Below are 16599 nucleotides of genomic sequence, written 5' to 3' on the forward strand. Positions count from 1 at the left end.
TTTTTTGATGTCAGAAAATAAATTAAGTCTTACAGATGAGCTTTTGAACAACTTTGGTGGATCAGCAGAGGTTGATAGTGTACTTAAAAATATAGACTTCGATGTTTCAGATGATGCATCTAAAGTTTTATCGTTGTCTACAGACTACAATGCTAGAAACCTTATGGCGTTATCTCTAGTGTTAGCAAATAACGATGCTATTAATAATTATAATCAAAAGTATATCCAAAAAGTTATTACAGTTATTGATAAGCTTATTGATTTACAAGTTAACTCTATAATATCTAATGATGAGTTTAGAACTCTTGAACAGGAGTGGTTGAAAGTACAAGAGGTTTGCCAAGACGATCATGATAATGTAGAGGTAAGTGTAATAGATGTTAAGAAAGAAGAGTTGCAGTATGATTTTGAGAGAAATTTATATGATATATCTAGTAGTGATTTCTTCAAAAAAGTATATGTTGCAGAGTTTGATCAATATGGTGGAGAACCATATGGTGCAATACTAGGTCTATATAATTTTGAAAATACTACAAATGATATAATCTGGCTAACTGGAATGGGTATGGTTGCAAAGAACTCTCATGCACCTTTTGTAGCATCGATTGATAAATCATTTTTTGGTGTAAAAGATCTTTCAGAAATAACGCATATTAAAAGTTTTGAAGCTTTATTAGAGCATCCAAGATATAAAGAGTGGAATGATTTTAGAAACCTTGATGTTGCTGCATATATAGGACTGACTGTCGGAGACTTTATGCTACGTCAGCCATATAATCCTGAAAATAATCCAGTTCAATACAAACTCATGGAAGGTTTTAATGAGTTCGTAGATTATTCAGATAATAATAGTTATCTGTGGGGACCTTCTTCTATTCACTTAGTTAAAAATATGATGAGATCGTACGATAAAACTAGATGGTTCCAGTATATAAGAGGGGTCGAAAGTGGTGGCTATGTAAGAAACCTAGTATCTTGTGTCTACGATAATAAAGGAGTTTTAGAAACAAAACCTCCTTTAAACGTGTTATTTGCTGACTATATGGAGCTATCATTGGCAAATATTGGCTTAATACCTTTTGTAAGTGAAAAAGGTACGAGTAATGCATGCTTTTTTAGTGTAAATTCGGCTAAAAAAGTAGAGGAATTTGTTGATGATTTTGATTCAGCCAACTCAAGATTGATTGCTAATCTTTCATATACTATGTGTATATCTAGAATATCTCACTATATCAAATGTGTAATTAGAGATAAAATTGGAAGCGTAGTAGGAGCGGAACAAATTCAAAATATTCTTTCAGATTGGATATCAGAGTATGTTACTACAGTATACCAGCCAACGCCTTTAGAAATGGCAAGATATCCTTTTAGAAATGTATCTATAGAAGTTAAAACCATACCAGGTAAACCAGGTTGGTATTCATGCAAAATAAATGTGATTCCACATATTCAATTTGAAGGCATGGATACTACAATGACTATTGATACTAGACTTGAACCAGAATTATTTGGTGCGAATAATAATTAAAAATAAGGAGAATGATTATGAGTGAGATGATAACAAGACAGCAGGTAACAAGTGGAGAAACTATTTATGTGAGAACTGATCCTACAGCATGTATTGGTTCTCATCCTAACCGTAGATTGTTTATTGACTCTTTGACCATAGCTGGAGAGAATCTTGATAAGAACATTGTTGCTATTGAAGGTGGCGATGATGTTACAAAAGCAGATTCTGCGACAGCTGCAGCTAGTGTGATACGTTTGTCAATAACACCGGGGTCTATAAACCCAACAATCAGTATTACACTTGGCGCCCTGATTAAGTCAAGTGTTAGAACTAAGCTTGAAGAGAAAGTTTCTAGTATTTTACAAGCAAGTGCTACAGATATGAAAATCAAGCTAGGTAATTCCAATAAAAAGCAAGAGTACAAGACAGATGAAGCATGGGGTATTATGATTGATCTATCTAGCTTGGAGCTCTATCCTATAAGTGCTAAGGCGTTTTCTATAAGTATAGAACCGACAGAGTTGATGGGTGTTTCTAAAGATGGCATGAGATATCATATAATAACTATTGAAGGTCTAACAACTTCACAAGGTAGCTTGCCTGTATGTGGTGCTGCAAGTACAGATAAAGGTGTTGCTAAAATAGGATATATAGCAGCTGCTTGGTAAATAGGAGTGATGTCTTAATGTTTCTTGAAAGGGTATACTGGGAAGATGGATTAAGGTTAGATAGAGATATTTTAGATCAGTCAAACTTATCTGTTTTAGAGAGGTCAAGAGTTGCAAACTACTTGCCGATGAATCTTCATAAAGGGATTGTTAGCTTTAATTTAGATGTTGAAAGTTTGCATACTGGGCTTATTCTCATAAAAGATCTTGAGCTGTATTTAGATGAAAAGATATTTGTTTCTTATGATAGGTCTTACCCTTTATCCTTACAAGTAACAACAGATGAATTAGTTGGTGATATTCCAATATTTTTAGATATTAAAGAAAGGGTGGTTGAAAAAGATGGTACTAAGTATATCTATAATCAACTATCTCTTTCATTAGAACATGATTATAGCTCTAAATATAGTACACAAATTGCATTATTTAAGTTAGACAGAGGTCGATTAGTATCTGATATTTACGACTTTCCAGTATTAACTCTCAATCATTACTCGATGCAGGATATTTTTGTAAAGCTTAATAGGCTCGTTTCTGAGTTAAAGTCTTTTAACCGTTTTGTCTTCTCGACCTCTAGATCTTATGCAGCTATTATATTGGTATTTCTAATTAATAAGTTAGAGAGAGAGCTTAAATTTGCAGAATCAAATAGATTGAATAGCTCTCCGAAACAAATATTTGATTTGGTGCATGATATTTATAGTCTAATTCAACTTAACTTAGATAAAGTTGAGGAAATTGATAGTATTGAATTTGATTTTTATAAGCCTTTGAGAAAGCTTGATTCACTTGCTGATAGGCTACTTAGTCTTTGTGAGTATAGAAAAATTAATAACTTTATTAAATTTGATTTGCATGGAAGAAAATATATATGTGAGAACTTCCCAGAAGAGTTCTTTGTAGCCTCTAGGTATTATATTTTTATAAAAAGGAAAGCGACTGCTCCAGCTAATGTGAAGTTTGAAAATAAAAAAGTCTTACGAATCACGAGCATTAGTAGGAATAAAAATGTTGTTACTCTGTCTCTTTCTGGAATTAAGCTGGTTGAAGTTGAGAACTCGATGATGAATTTTACAACAAGAGTTGATAATATTGATGCAATATATGAAATTCAAAAAGGTTCAGAGTGGGATTTTATACTCGCAGATAGTAGTGCTGTTTTTACCGCTTTTGAAGGCAGCGAAAACTTTGATTTCTTCATAGCTTTTACCTAAGAACTCTTTAACTATAAATATGTGTAACCAGCATATTTATTATTTGGTTTATTATTTTCTATCGTTATGTTTAGTTTTATTCTTATCGAATTGTTCTTGATACTCTTTTTGATTACTTTGACTTTATTTTTTATTCTCTTTATATCGTTATTATTTTTGTTTATAACTATTATGTTTACTTTAATCAAATAAATAAAAGAAGGAATGTATCCACCTAGATATATATTGCCTATATTTTTTTGACCTACTAAGGAAGGAGGTCTTTTAATTTTAATTAACTCCTTTTCATAGTTAATAATAGTGCAGTAATCTTCACTAAGAGCTTTATATAGAGCATTAATTGTATTATCAATAGTAAATCTGGGAGCTGCTTTAATATAAGCATTATCTTGAGTCAGTCTATATAATTCCTTAGTTCTAATTATATATCTGTATAATAGAGATCTAATACCGTACTCTAATACTTCAATTGCTAAATCATTATTGCTACGAATATATTTTTGGTATTTTGTTTCTAGTTCTGCAAAAGGCTTAAGTTTAAAAACATTTATATCTATATATATACGCTCATTTTTCTTTGATATTCTTAGGATAGTGGCTGATAATGTACTATCTATTAAGACTGGTTCAAATCTCATCTTCTGGGGAGGAATATTATAAACAGAAAAAATCCTAAGAAGATGATTTAAAGAGAGTTTATGAGATATTTTATTCAATTTATCTATATTCATAACTATTTATACTTTAAAAGTCGAATAATTTATTTAAATCATCACCACTAATATTATCGACATCATCGCTTGTATTATTTTGCTTTAAAGTATCTTGATGGGTATTATTAACTTCTTGATTTTTGGGCTTTATGTTTATATTGGGCTTATGAGCATCACTATCTTCTAATACTTTATTTTTTTCACGATACTCTTTCTTTGCTTCAGAGTTTGTTTCATAGAAGTGTTCTTTAGCTATTGAAGAAGATGTACTGTTGATAAAGTTGTTTTCAGGCATTTTCTCAAGGTCATCCAAAAACTGGCTATAATCGATTTCATACATTTTTTTTGCTACACTCCATTGAATACTCGAAGAGTAATAATCTATATTTTTATGTATATCACCTATTATTGGTGCAATCTTTTTATATAAAGGGAAAAAAACCTCAGGGAAGTATTCTTTAGGATCAAAATTTGCTAGTAGATTCTGAATATCATCATAGACTATGGATGTTTCAAATATTCTCTCATCATCAACTAGACTTTTTAGAATTTCTATCTTTTCAACAAGAGATTGCCACTTATCTGAACCTTGTAAATTCTTTTTAGTGACTGATATCAACTCTTCACTTTTTGTTACGGACTGTTTTACATCCTTATGAGGTTCTTGTTCTACACTTTGATTTTGTTGCTCTTGTGTAGCTATTGATTTTTTTATTTTGTTTAATGTTTTATCTAGTTGTACCTTTAGATCAGAATTATAACTTAGATTATTTTCATCGAAAAATACAGTAAGTTCATTAATTAAATTAACTATGTTTTCAATAGTAGTGGATGATTGAGGCTCTAGATTTTTAATTTCAGCAAAATTGATATCAACTACTGCTAAAAATTTGTTAATACCTTTTTCAGCAAGCTCACTTTTCTGTTTAGAATCTAAGGGACTTATAGTTGAAAAGTTTTTTTCTATAAAAGACAAGTAATCTTCAATGATTTCGGGGGTTGCGCCGATTTGATCTAAGTTCAAGCATATTTCTGAATTTAAGCAAAGAAATAAGCTATATACATCTATACTTTTAGTATCATTAGAATTATCGACTATTTTCTGGATAAATGTATCATATTCGGCATTTTCATATATTGAGTGAGTTCGCATGCTATTAATAAGATTTATCTTATCTTGAGTTTCTAACTCTATATTTTTCAGTGCTGATATTAGTCTACTCATGCTAATCTCCCTAAATTACCAAATCATAAAAATCAATAAACTTATAAGGAATAATCCAAGAGGGACTCCAAATCTTAATAAGATTTTTGCAATTTTACGATATCTCTTTGGAGGAGGGGTACTATTAGAAGTATCAATAAAGCTAACTGAATCAATTGCTGACTTATCTATATATTTATCAACTTCTTTTTTGTAAGCAAGAAAATTATGGTTATAAATGTTTTCATAATATTTGCCATAGAAGTCATTATTAAGAATTAGAGATATTGTTTGATAGCATAATTGAGGATAGATATTGTCTGATAATAAATTATCAATTATTTCAAAAACATATTCACCACCATCTTTTCTATCATAGTATTCAAGTTGTAACAGTCCCCAAGAAATATTACTTCCTGCTTCTTCTTTTAGAATCATTAGTTTTTCATCAACATATGCAATTAATGGAAATGTTATGTATTTACATATAGTTTCACTATATTTTTCTAATAATTCTTCTTGAAGGAAAAATATACTTTTTCTGATGTTATTACGATAGTATGCAATTTGCTCATTATCAATGTGATCTGCTTTAACAATTTCCTTTGTACTTTTAATAATCTCTAGAATGATCTCTACTTCTACAAAATCTGCCATTTTTATATCCTTTCTCAAGAGTTATTTAAAACAATTTTTTTAATAAAACTGAAGGTGTTTTGGTTTATGAATTTACATATAATACCTACAAAAAAATCTAAGAAATATTTATATTTCTCATTGTACCTATCGCTAGTGGTTAGCATTAGTTCATTAGTAACAGAATCAATTTCCACTTTATCTAATAAGCTTGATAATAATGATATATTATTATCATCAGTCTTTAAAAGCTTTGCTATAGCTATAAATGTTGTTTTTGAATACATATTCTTAGATATAATCATATCAACCATATTAAACATATCTCTAGAGTTATTGTTATAGTTATTTAATCCTCTATTTATAAAGATTGGAGAAATACTTGAATTTATAGAAGCTATTGCATTTGAGTTAATCTCTATAAGATCAGATATCTCTGCTATTTGTGTCCATGTTGTGTATGTGTGTATTTTTGTCTCTAATATTTTGTTATCAAGTTCAGGAAAGACAACATTGTAGTTTAGTGATTGAGAGTTTCTATTAAGATAGTATTCATTTTGACCAGAAAAGACAAAGCCATCAAATGAACAAGGAGTATTGTTTTCATACACTGATAAAACCTCTATTGCTTGAGCATCATCTATTTGATGATGTTTTAGTTTACTATTTGATAGACTCATAGAGGTAAATGTGGCGCTTGAATAATCATCGAAGCTATTAAATATTGGTACCAAATTGACTCTAAATAATGAAGAAAGTCTTTCTTCGCTGTAGTTATCTATTTTTAGATTAAAGTAGAAGTCTATTTTTTGTAGATTATTGTATTTATATTTAAATAAATCTTTGATTCGTATATTAAATCCATACATCAGACTAGGGTTATGAATGTTCAAAATCAGTTTTTCAGTTGGTTTAAGTTGTAGGTTAACAGGTTCTACTATTATATCCTTGGTTGAGTATGAGTAGTCTAAAAATCTAATTTTTGCGGAACCACTATCTGCTAGTATTTGATTGAAAATATATGTAGCAAAAAAAGGATCTTCTTCACATAGTCTTGGATCAAGCCATATAGTAAGATAATCATATTCAAAATTATTTTCAAAATCTAATGATATATTTATTAGAGTGTCACTTTTTTTTATGGTTGCTACATTCTTTACAGGTAAGATAAGACTTTCAGATCTTGTTGTATATGTTAAGGATTTATTGGTTCTTTTGTCCTCAATAAAAAAATACTCTTGAGGACGAATATAGTAGCCATTATGACCTTTGTCTTTTATTTCTAATAAACATGATTTAGGAAGAAAATAATATAAACTACTATAATACTTGAATAAAAGACTACTACTATACTCAGAGATTCTTCTATCAAAATCACTTTTAATATCATTACTTAATTTGTCAAAAGTTTTTTTTAGGATGGCTGCATCATTTGTGCTTAGGTTATCTTTTAATTCATTCATGCCAATAGTCCTTTAAGATGTTTTTGCATTAATCTGCCCACTACTTATGAAGTTCACCATACCTCCAGCAGCAAATGTACATATTGCTTTGTTATTCATAGTATTTATTGGGGCACCTTCTAATAGTGTGGTTGGGTTCGTTGGTATAAATGGTGTAAGGTTCGGTATACATACCCAAGGAAAAACGAAAGGGTTCATTGTCGGGTTGGCTGGGTTTGTACACCCTGCAAAAGGTAGTATATTAGCACCTAGCTTAGAGTCAGTAATATTAGATGCTGGTAGATTCCCTGCAAGTGTTTTTACTCTTGTACTTAAATAGACTCCTGGAGCGAGACTGAATGAACATTTAATTTGAGCAGTCATAGAGGGAGTTAATGTAGAGGCACTACCTGAAAGGTTGAGATTTGTAGGGCTTAACAAAGTCTTAATATTATTAAGCTCAGATATCAGATTGGATATTGCATTAATTATATTATTATCATCATTGTTAGGTGCGGTTTCTAGTCGTTTCAATGAGTCATTTATTATATCTAGCATTATATCCTCCAATAAACATCTTGCTTGCTTTTTAGATCATTAATAATTGGATCGTCTGTAATTTCTTTAAGTGTTAGGAAGTAATCATTGGAAAAGGGTGGTAAATTATATATACCTATAAGAGAAGGGCACTTGTAGCATGCTTGATTTAAAAGGAATAAAGTAAGTTCTTTAGCTTTCTCAGAAGCATTTTTATAATTAGCATTAGAAATATTTTTATTTATTTTTGTTAAATATTTATCAATATTAATTCCCTTGTTGCTAGGATTAGATACTCTAATTTCTCTATATGTTAAAAACTTTTTTTTGTTAAAAAAACAGTTAAGTCTACTTATACCGTTTTTATTTTTAATTAATTGTTGCTCAATATCTTTTAATAATGAGTAATTAGACTTTAGTCTAGGATATATCTTATTTAGATGTTTTATATCTTTGTAAAATCTTTCATGATTAAACTCATGTTTTTTGGATATTTGTGAGGTTATTAAATTAAAATTCTTTTCGAACTCGATGAAAGGGCCAATTACCTCGAGGTTTTCATCGGATATGGCGATGTTTATAGAAGTAGCTATTTCTAGCAAAGCTTGAAAATACTTATTAGATATTTTTGTAATTAGGTTATTAGGTGACTGTTCTATAATTTTCTCTATAGGCTTGTCATTATTATTTGTAAAAAGGTTTTCATAGAGTTCTTTTTCTTTATGGACTTTTTTATATAGTGTTTCATCATCAAATATTGTATCTGGGATACATTTTAAAGTTATCAAGAGCTGTTCAAAAGACTCAAGTTTAGGCGTGTTTGTTGTATGAGCCTTATGAAAGAAAATATTTTCTAAATTAAAATCATTAAAGTATCGAGATATGCCAAAAATTTGTAGGTCGATAAAATCTATAATCTTTTTTAACTCATCAGAAGGCTGTGTTTCTTGTAGAGATGTTAAAGAGGTGATTAGAGTATCTGTATTTATTCTTTCGTTAATAATGTTTAGTTTAGTAATATCACTATTTGCAGAATAATAAGCTTTTAAAAGTATGATGTCACTAGCTAAGTAAGTATCTACTTTGAAGATCCCATTTTTAATTATATAAGCAAGATTTATCAAGCTTAAAATGGGATTTTTCCTTAATGGAAGAAAGCTATCTGTGCTTTGTATCTGTTTTACAAAAGCTTTCAGTGTATTAAAATATGTTTCGTACTCAATTATATGTTTATCTGAGTCAGGTTTTTTTAGGGTTTTAGTATATAACTGTGTAAGCTTATCAGTATTAACTTCTATATTAGTATCTTTTGTAACATCTAAAAAAATAGTATCCAATTCATCATTATTACTTGTTATGATTTTTTTTCTATCAGCTATATCTTTGTCAATTACTAACTTATAGTTATCAACTAACTTTCTTAAATCTTTCAAGTAGCCTACAAAAAGTTCAGTATCAGTACAGTCTAAAATATTGTCAATAACTTTTAATATCTGATTATAAAGCCTCTTAGACATATCAGATAAGTTGAGATTTACTGAATATTTTATATCTTCAATAAGATACCTAATATTATATATATCAAATTTCTTATAATATTTTTTATTTTCAAGTTTAATGATATCGCTGATACATTTATCAAGCTTATCTACTCTAAAAGACCTTTCTTGGTCATAGTAGAAGTTGATATTTTCAAATAAACGCTTAAGCGCTTTATCAGCAATACTATCCATAAACATTAACCAACCATTGTTGCTGCAGAACCTTTTATACTTGCTGTAGCACTTCCTTTGATATTAACATTTACACCCTCTGCATTAAGGCTTACATCAGCTTTTATACTATTATTTAAGCCTTTTATGCCGATGTTCTGTGCAGCTTGAATATTTGTGTTTGCAGAGCTTTTTACATTAATTGTTCCTGACTCTATAGAAATACTCGAGTCATCAAGCACGATAGTCGAATTGCCTATTTTTAGCACAATTTTGCTATCATTAAGCATGATGCTTGATTTTTTCGTAGCTAATAATATTTCTTTTTCCGTTATTGAAATTTTTGAGTTTTTTACATTGTCGATTATTTGCTTGTCAGCCGTTGATTCAATTGATTCAGTTGCGTTATGAGAGATTTTTCCTGAGGATTCTAATTTAGTAGTGCAGCCTTTTGACTCATCTTTTATGTCTATGAGTAAACCCTGTTCTTCTAAATTAAAAATATGATCTGCTTTTGACATAAGAGTTATCTCCCTTAATCTTTTTCTATATTACTATCATTTTTGATAGTAAATTCATTTACTGAATCAGAGCTAATAATATACTTCCAATTTTCAATATTGTTATTATCCGGCAATATGAAGTATAGAGCATAATCTTTACTATCTTTATTTAACGGAATTTCATTTTCTCCAGTTTTTAGGTTTAATACTTTTACGTTATCATTATATATTCTTTGAGAGATGGACTGATAGTTGTCAGAGTAAAAGGTATTTTTATCAGGTTTAGACTCTAATACGACTTTTGTTTTAGGGACATTGTTTTTGATATACAAACCATCACTTGCACAACTACTAAGTCCTAGAGCTATAATTAATATTAAAAAGGCTTTTTTAAATAAGTTATTGTACATTAGTATCTCCTTGTTTCTGCCAACCTAATACTTGTAAAAATTTTGATTCGACTTTAAAACTTACAGGGTATGTTTTACCGTTATGTTTAACTTCCCAAGTACAAATATTATTTTGATCACAGTTAGCATCTTTAATAGCTTTTAGTATCGACCATTTACCGTGGTAACTTATTTGGTCTGTACTACCGTCTTCAAATTTTATAGTTATAGTCGTTGATTCAAGTGAGTTCCAATTGTAACTAATTTCCATACTATTTGAGTATGCTATATTCAGAGAGTTTACATAGTTTTGCTTATCGAGAATTATACTGAAGAAGGTATAGTCATTATCTTCATTTGGTATGGGAGTTATCTCAAATTTGATAGCTTGAGGGTTTCTTTTGTCATCCCATAATAGTTTGTTCAATAAGTATACTTTGTTAAACTTATTTAAGTAATCTACCTGCTCAGAAGTTGAGAAATCGTTACTATACCATTTATCGTTAGTTTTATTATAAGATAATAGTGGCGATAGTTGCTCTATAAATGTTGAGTATATATAACCGTTGCTATCAAAATCTTTTGTTATTGCTTCATTTGTGGCAAAAGTATTACTATTTTTATTGAATGGGAATTGATCAGTTATGAATTCATATTCAATATTAACAGTATTATCAAGTTTGGTTATTGCATCTTTTATAGCTATAGTTTTTATCGCTTCAATAGCTATATCTAGATGTTTTTTAAGTAATTTATATAGGTTGTTATTGTTTGGATTATTTATTTCAGAAAGTCCGGAGTAAACTTTTTGTAGAGGTTTATATCCTTGCTTAATTTCCTTATAAGTATCTGAGTAACCATGTTCTCTTATTAAATTATTCAGTTTTTTGAATATCTCTCTATATTCAACATAGCTTTTTGATTTTAGATACTCATCATTTTCGTGGAAGTGGCTATCTATCGGAGCCCATAATGATATGTCTTGATCTTTATTATCCTGTTTACCTAGCTTAGTTATTTTTCCATAGAACTGTTGAAGCTTATTTACTTTCTTAGATGAGTCAACTTTTGAGTCACTAGTTATTAGACTTGTGTTGGTACTATAAAACTCTATTAAGCTATTAAATGAGGAGTCTTTTGATGACATAGCTAATAAATAAAGATTTAAAGCATTTTTATTGGAAATGTTTTTACTGAAATCAGAGTCATTATTAAGTTTATCAATCATTCTGTTGTAAGACTCTATATATTTTGAATTATAGTTATTTATGGAGCTTTTGTAGATAGCAATCATAAAGTCAGGTTCTATATCAAAATTACTTTTCAGGTTGTTAAGTAATCTATTAAATTTCTTATTAATAGGATCAATATTATCTTTGATGTATTCCTTTGAGTATATTGGAGAAATTAAAATCCTTTTACCATAAAAGTTAGGAGCAAATTCCATATATAGCTTTTTACTTACAGGGTTTATAAGAGGAAGTTCATCTTTATTATATGTTGAGTTAATAACGCTATTAAGAACATAGTTTACTAAAGATGTAGTTATAGCCCCAGTTTGCTCTTTACCATCATCTGTAACGTCATTGGCATTTTTCTCTAAAGATTTTACTAGGTAGTAAATATGGTCGAGCATATCGCTAAAGCTTTCAAATTTCTTTTCAGTTTCCTCTTGATTAAAGATTAAAGAAACACTTTTTGTGACAGAGCTTATATATGATGAATTACATAATTTCTTTGATGATGTATCAAACTGTTCCTGATACATCGAAAAAATATTGTTAACTTCAATTGGTATTATGTAATTATTTTTTAAGTCTAATATTGAGTTGTCTATAGTGCATTTATATAAGTACTTTATATAAATGTCATTGATAAATTTAGCTCTTTTAGTATTAGAAATTCCTAAGTATTCCGCATTGAAGCCTTGTGTGCTTAAGTAACTTTCTGAGTCTTCACCAACGACCAGCAAGCGATTTGTATACAGTTTATTAGCTCTTTTAGTAATGGAGTTAATAGTTTCAGTTATTAAACTAGAATCGGTGTATTTGATTACTATTTGTAATTGCTTTTGAGAAAGATTTGTGAAGCTACTTATTATTCTAAGCATACTTTCTGTACTTGGATCGATGTTTTTATTAGCTAAATATTCAAAAAATATCAAATAAGAGGTTACTATTGATAGATCATAGGTTTCGTTATACCTTGGTAAAACTACGCTTTTCAGCAAAGCGTTGGCATACTGTTTGTATATAAAGTGATACTTTACTGATTTTGGATATAAGATATCTAGGAGTATTGCATCATCAACTTTTTTTCTAGCTTCTTTTACTACTTCATTCGAGCTGTGTTCTGATGATGGTTTCAGCTCTTTAATAGAAACCTCTTCTTTTAGTCCAATCTCTTGAAAAATATTAATAATAAATATGAAGCTAAACAATAGAGATATTAAGTTTATGATGATACCTCTAGGGGAACTGCTAAAAAAGATGGTATCTCTTCTTGCTATTATATTATCCGGAGTGTTTAAGCCAAAATTAAGAAATATTTCCTTATCAATAGATTTTAATTGAGGGTATATGTTTTTTAGTGATTTTCTTATTTGGTTTAATATTCTTGTATTATTGTATTTATCTTCAATACTATCTTTATGGCTAAGAATTTTTGACAGTATTGCTTCATCAATTTTGTTATTTAGGCCTTCATTTGAGCTTAGTTTGACTATAGATTTTTTACCAATAGCATTATTATAGCTATGACCATGTTCAGATGAACTGTAGAATGATATTATGAAATTTCTTAATCTTAACTTTGTAAGTTCTTTATAAACCTCACTTATACTATTGTCCTCTTGAAAGTGAGGGTTAGAAATATCAAAGCAGAAATTGAGTTTATAAAACTGTAGGTTTAATTTTCTTCTTAATTTACACAGGTCCGAAAGGTCTTCGGTCCCAAATACTAGTGAAGTATTGGTTTTATCGATAGCTATTAGTGGCAGTTCATTGTTATCAATAATTTGGACGTTAGGTTTTAGCTTTTTTATGTGGTCTTTTGCAGCAGAATAATCTCCATAGAATATGTACAGCTCAGCTAAGCTATTCTTTATTTTATTTGTTCTAATAACCGATTTTGCACGTTTTATAATATTCGCAATAGGCTTTTTGCTGGAAGTTTTTGATGTTTTTAGCCACTTCCTTATAAGGAAAATGCTAACAACAGATAGAATGATTACTACTATTATCAGAGAAATTAGTAATATTTGATGATTTTTTATAAAAGTCATATTTTAATTCCCTTTTGATTTGTATCTAAGAAAAATTCCTTTTTTATCGTTTATTAAAAAAGAATTCTCACTAGCTTCGTTAAGTTGAGTTAATGAGAATGTCTCACCATCGCTTGTCTGTGTATATGCCATTTCACAGTTTTCCTTAGCACCAAGAAGTTGTCTTTGTAATAACTGTTGCTGTGCTTTTTCTGTTGATATTGCTGAGTTAGAAATCAACTCAACTATTTCGCCGTCTGTGAATGATTGAGCCTCAACTAAAATAATATCATCATTTCTAAGAGGCATGAATTGGTTATTAGCAGAATTTATATTTACCTTCATTGGTAGGTATATAATTGGTTTTTCAGAAGATTTATCTGGTAGTAATTCCTTGATAATTTCTATTGCATAAAAAATACTGGCCTTACTATTTTGTATAGCAGAAGTGCCCTTTTCACCATTTTCTTGAAACTCAGCAAATGAGCTCTCTTCAGGTTTATAGTTTTTAAAGAATTTATATGCTTTTTTTGAATCGTTATTAACATTTTCTCCGATAGTCACTCTGCCATTTATATAGAAATTATGAAAAGACTTGTATTTAGGATATTCAGGAGCTAGGTTGTTATAGTCTTTTATTTTGTAGGTTACTAAATTATTGTGTGTTAGATTAAGGGTTTTTGTGAAGGCTATTTTCTCATATACATCAGCCTCAGAGGTGCTCTTGTAGTGAAGCTTATTTATGTTTTTATAGAGTTGTTGAGTGCTATATTTACTTCTAGTGAATGATAACTCTCTTTCATATATGAATAAATTTTTTATATTTGTTGCTCCTAGTAGGTAATCTTTATCATTTTCTAGTTTGGATAGAGTGATCTCACTATCTATAAAGGGAAGAATATTTCTCGAGGTTAAAAGTATTTCGAATTCCGAAGTCACAATCTCTTTTTTTTCATCATCCTGATTCTGCAAATATTCGATAGTACTAAGATTATCTTTATATATAGATGAAAAAGGTTTTATTGAGCCTTTAGAATTTTTTCGCTCTTCTTTTCTCTTATTGCTGATAGTTACATCTGGAGAAATATCATTTTCTTTAACGTAGAGGTTTGGTTCGTTAGAGATTAGATGTTGTTTTTTTAGGCAACTTATATCATAGGGAGATAACTTATCCTTCAAGTTATCATCAGAGTTTGCAATATTGTTTTGTAGGGAGCTGTCTACTTTATCAAAGATATAGTAGGTCACTTTACCGTTTTTCTTGTTGCAGAAATATTTTAGGTAGCTTTTATTTTGTTGGAGTTGCTCAATAAAAAAATCATAGAAACTTCTATTTATAGTTGAAATAAATGTTTGAGGTATTCGAGTTTTTAGGTTATTACTTTTATTCGTGTCTAAAGAAAATAAACTGTCAAAGAAAAAATTATCTTTAAGAATGTCGTCCAAACTTTTATTGATATCAATATAAGATGGTTTGTGTTCCATCCAAAGTGCTTTGAGAGGGTCATGGAATTTTATTTTAAATTCTTTTAAACCAGATGAAACACTTTCAGCATAAGAGTATATGCTATATTCGAATTTTTCTTCAGTATCTACATAGTTTGTAGTAGATCCAATAGCTACAAAACGAGTTGATCGTGTGTGATGTTCTTTTTTAGAATCTTTCTTATAAAAATTAAAATCATCATTTATTTGGATATCTATCAGTACAGGTTGATTCGGAGTCAATAGAAAATCAAAGTCTTTGTGGTTGTTTATATATGTCAAATTAAAAGTTAATTCCCCACTAATCCCATAAATATTTTCACATATTTCTAAATTTTTAATATGCGAGTTCTTAATTGTTAGAGAGTTCTGTTTGAAGTATTGTTTATTGTTTGTGGATACAAAGTTGATATTCTCTATTTCAAAGCCTTGATTAATAGGCTTTATATTTATCGTGAGTCCTTGTTTTTGCAGTACTGGGTTGTATCCAATATATTTAGCAAGAATGTTCTTGAGTTTATTAAACTCGTTCAAAGTAGATTTATCTAGCGAGCTAGATCTTTGTATTGAGTTATCGATAACGTTTAGTAATTTATCTATTTTTCTTATGTAATCGTAAGGAAGTTCTAAAATTAGTTTTGATTTGCATGAGTTTTCTAAGTCTAAAATAGCCAGTTCTAGACTCTGATTATCTTTATTGTTTGTAGAGAAATATTCAATAAATTGATTTATGATGTTTTTAAGTTTAGTGATTTTACAGTATTGTTGATACTTTTTATAATCAAGCCTGGATATTAGATTATTATCATATAATATTTTAGTTGTTTTTAGTTGTGTGCTAACTAGGTTTATGTTCTCTATATTATGTCCAACTATAAGATTATTAATCTCACAAGCAAGTTTAGCAGAATAAGAAGTTACACCTTTATTTGTAACATCAGAAGCTAATTGACCAACTATAGTATCAATATTAGAGTCTGTTATATTGCTAATATTTATCATTGCTAACTTAATTGATTTAAATCTAGTTAAAAAGCATTGTACATAAGCAAATATCTCTAAGCTATATGTTTACAGCTTATATTTTACTAATTTTTAATATATTTTTATGAGTTTGAAAACTAATGGATGGACAGGAGATTTGGTTGTAAAGATCTAAATTTGAGTAGTATTTACGAATTATTTGGCTAGATATTAAAAAACTTTAATTTTTTTGAAGAAAGTAGTTGCATTTTGGAAGAGTGATGCGTATTATATGTCTTCACCGGCTGACGAGTGATGTTAACGGTTGGGAGCTAAGGCTTCTAAGATATTTAAGAGATAT

Annotated in this window: 13 protein-coding genes; 3 read left to right on the plus strand and 10 right to left on the minus strand. The window is 29.2% G+C overall.

What is annotated here, in order from left to right; translation table 11 throughout:
- The first annotated feature begins 7 nt into the window (after positions 1–7).
- Genes tssC through tssK form a run of 3 tightly spaced genes read left to right on the plus strand, consistent with a single transcriptional unit; the run spans position 8 to position 3392 of the window.
- On the plus strand, positions 8–1528 hold the full coding sequence (gene tssC, locus F3D59_RS08845) for a type VI secretion system contractile sheath large subunit (protein WP_149377181.1): 1521 nt from the start codon (positions 8–10) through the stop codon (positions 1526–1528).
- Between the two features lie 17 nt (positions 1529–1545).
- Positions 1546–2178, plus strand: a complete 633-nt coding sequence (gene iglC / locus F3D59_RS08850; RefSeq protein ID WP_191092463.1) for a type VI secretion system tube protein IglC — start codon at positions 1546–1548, stop codon at positions 2176–2178.
- Between the two features lie 17 nt (positions 2179–2195).
- A complete protein-coding gene (gene tssK / locus F3D59_RS08855) occupies positions 2196–3392 on the plus strand; it encodes a type VI secretion system baseplate subunit TssK (protein ID WP_150464590.1) in 1197 nt (398 codons plus the stop codon).
- An 11-nt stretch (positions 3393–3403) separates the two neighbouring features.
- Here the strand turns inward: tssK and iglJ are convergent, their stop codons facing one another.
- The 10 genes from iglJ to F3D59_RS08905 are packed head-to-tail and all read right to left on the minus strand — an operon-like array spanning position 3404 to position 16277.
- Positions 3404–4123 carry a type VI secretion system baseplate protein IglJ gene (gene iglJ, locus F3D59_RS08860; RefSeq protein WP_149368548.1) on the minus strand — a complete coding sequence of 240 codons (720 nt, stop codon included), beginning with the start codon at positions 4121–4123 and terminating at the stop codon, positions 3404–3406.
- A gap of 13 nt (positions 4124–4136) precedes the next feature.
- Positions 4137–5330: a type VI secretion system protein IglI family protein gene (locus F3D59_RS08865; protein ID WP_150464591.1), complete on the minus strand. Its 1194-nt coding sequence runs from the start codon at positions 5328–5330 to the stop codon at positions 4137–4139.
- 15 nt (positions 5331–5345) lie between these two features.
- Positions 5346–5966 carry a DotU family type IV/VI secretion system protein gene (locus tag F3D59_RS08870; protein ID WP_013922771.1) on the minus strand — a complete coding sequence of 207 codons (621 nt, stop codon included), beginning with the start codon at positions 5964–5966 and terminating at the stop codon, positions 5346–5348.
- Positions 5967–5980: 14 nt separating this feature from the next.
- Entirely contained in the window at positions 5981–7408 is a 1428-nt protein-coding gene (gene iglH / locus F3D59_RS08875) for a type VI secretion system baseplate subunit TssF/IglH (protein WP_150464592.1), read from the minus strand.
- Between the two features lie 12 nt (positions 7409–7420).
- The gene (iglG, locus tag F3D59_RS08880; RefSeq protein ID WP_150464593.1) at positions 7421–7945 is read right to left on the minus strand and encodes a type VI secretion system PAAR-like protein IglG; all 525 of its coding nucleotides are present in this window, start codon (positions 7943–7945) and stop codon (positions 7421–7423) included.
- Entirely contained in the window at positions 7945–9657 is a 1713-nt protein-coding gene (locus F3D59_RS08885) for a hypothetical protein (protein WP_150464594.1), read from the minus strand. Before F3D59_RS08885 ends, iglG begins: the two co-directional genes overlap by 1 nt.
- Before the next feature lie 5 nt (positions 9658–9662).
- A complete protein-coding gene (tssI, locus tag F3D59_RS08890; RefSeq protein WP_150464595.1) occupies positions 9663–10157 on the minus strand; it encodes a type VI secretion system tip protein TssI/VgrG in 495 nt (164 codons plus the stop codon).
- A gap of 14 nt (positions 10158–10171) precedes the next feature.
- Positions 10172–10549, minus strand: coding sequence for a type VI secretion system lipoprotein IglE (iglE, locus tag F3D59_RS08895; RefSeq protein ID WP_013922777.1), 378 nt, complete (start codon positions 10547–10549; stop codon positions 10172–10174).
- The gene (locus tag F3D59_RS08900; protein ID WP_150464596.1) at positions 10539–13811 is read right to left on the minus strand and encodes a hypothetical protein; all 3273 of its coding nucleotides are present in this window, start codon (positions 13809–13811) and stop codon (positions 10539–10541) included. Before F3D59_RS08900 ends, iglE begins: the two co-directional genes overlap by 11 nt.
- 3 nt (positions 13812–13814) lie before the next feature.
- Positions 13815–16277: a pathogenicity determinant protein PdpA1 gene (locus F3D59_RS08905; RefSeq protein ID WP_150464597.1), complete on the minus strand. Its 2463-nt coding sequence runs from the start codon at positions 16275–16277 to the stop codon at positions 13815–13817.
- Positions 16278–16599: the final 322 nt, after the last annotated feature.

The sequence above is a fragment of the Francisella sp. XLW-1 genome (assembly GCF_008711455.1).
GTDB lineage: Bacteria > Pseudomonadota > Gammaproteobacteria > Francisellales > Francisellaceae > Francisella > Francisella salimarina.

Bases quoted from the DNA above. Each gene is read 5' to 3' on its own strand.
- iglJ (WP_149368548.1), bottom strand. From the start codon at position 4,123: ATGAATATAGATAAATTGAATAAAATATCTCATAAACTCTCTTTAAAT.
- F3D59_RS08900 (WP_150464596.1), bottom strand. From the start codon at position 13,811: ATGACTTTTATAAAAAATCATCAAATATTACTAATTTCTCTGATAATA.
- iglH (WP_150464592.1), bottom strand. From the start codon at position 7,408: ATGAATGAATTAAAAGATAACCTAAGCACAAATGATGCAGCCATCCTA.
- F3D59_RS08885 (WP_150464594.1), bottom strand. From the start codon at position 9,657: ATGGATAGTATTGCTGATAAAGCGCTTAAGCGTTTATTTGAAAATATC.
- iglC (WP_191092463.1), top strand. From the start codon at position 1,546: ATGAGTGAGATGATAACAAGACAGCAGGTAACAAGTGGAGAAACTATT.
- F3D59_RS08870 (WP_013922771.1), bottom strand. From the start codon at position 5,966: ATGGCAGATTTTGTAGAAGTAGAGATCATTCTAGAGATTATTAAAAGT.
- F3D59_RS08865 (WP_150464591.1), bottom strand. From the start codon at position 5,330: ATGAGTAGACTAATATCAGCACTGAAAAATATAGAGTTAGAAACTCAA.
- tssC (WP_149377181.1), top strand. From the start codon at position 8: ATGTCAGAAAATAAATTAAGTCTTACAGATGAGCTTTTGAACAACTTT.
- tssI (WP_150464595.1), bottom strand. From the start codon at position 10,157: ATGTCAAAAGCAGATCATATTTTTAATTTAGAAGAACAGGGTTTACTC.
- F3D59_RS08905 (WP_150464597.1), bottom strand. From the start codon at position 16,277: ATGATAAATATTAGCAATATAACAGACTCTAATATTGATACTATAGTT.
- iglE (WP_013922777.1), bottom strand. From the start codon at position 10,549: ATGTACAATAACTTATTTAAAAAAGCCTTTTTAATATTAATTATAGCT.
- iglG (WP_150464593.1), bottom strand. From the start codon at position 7,945: ATGCTAGATATAATAAATGACTCATTGAAACGACTAGAAACCGCACCT.
- tssK (WP_150464590.1), top strand. From the start codon at position 2,196: ATGTTTCTTGAAAGGGTATACTGGGAAGATGGATTAAGGTTAGATAGA.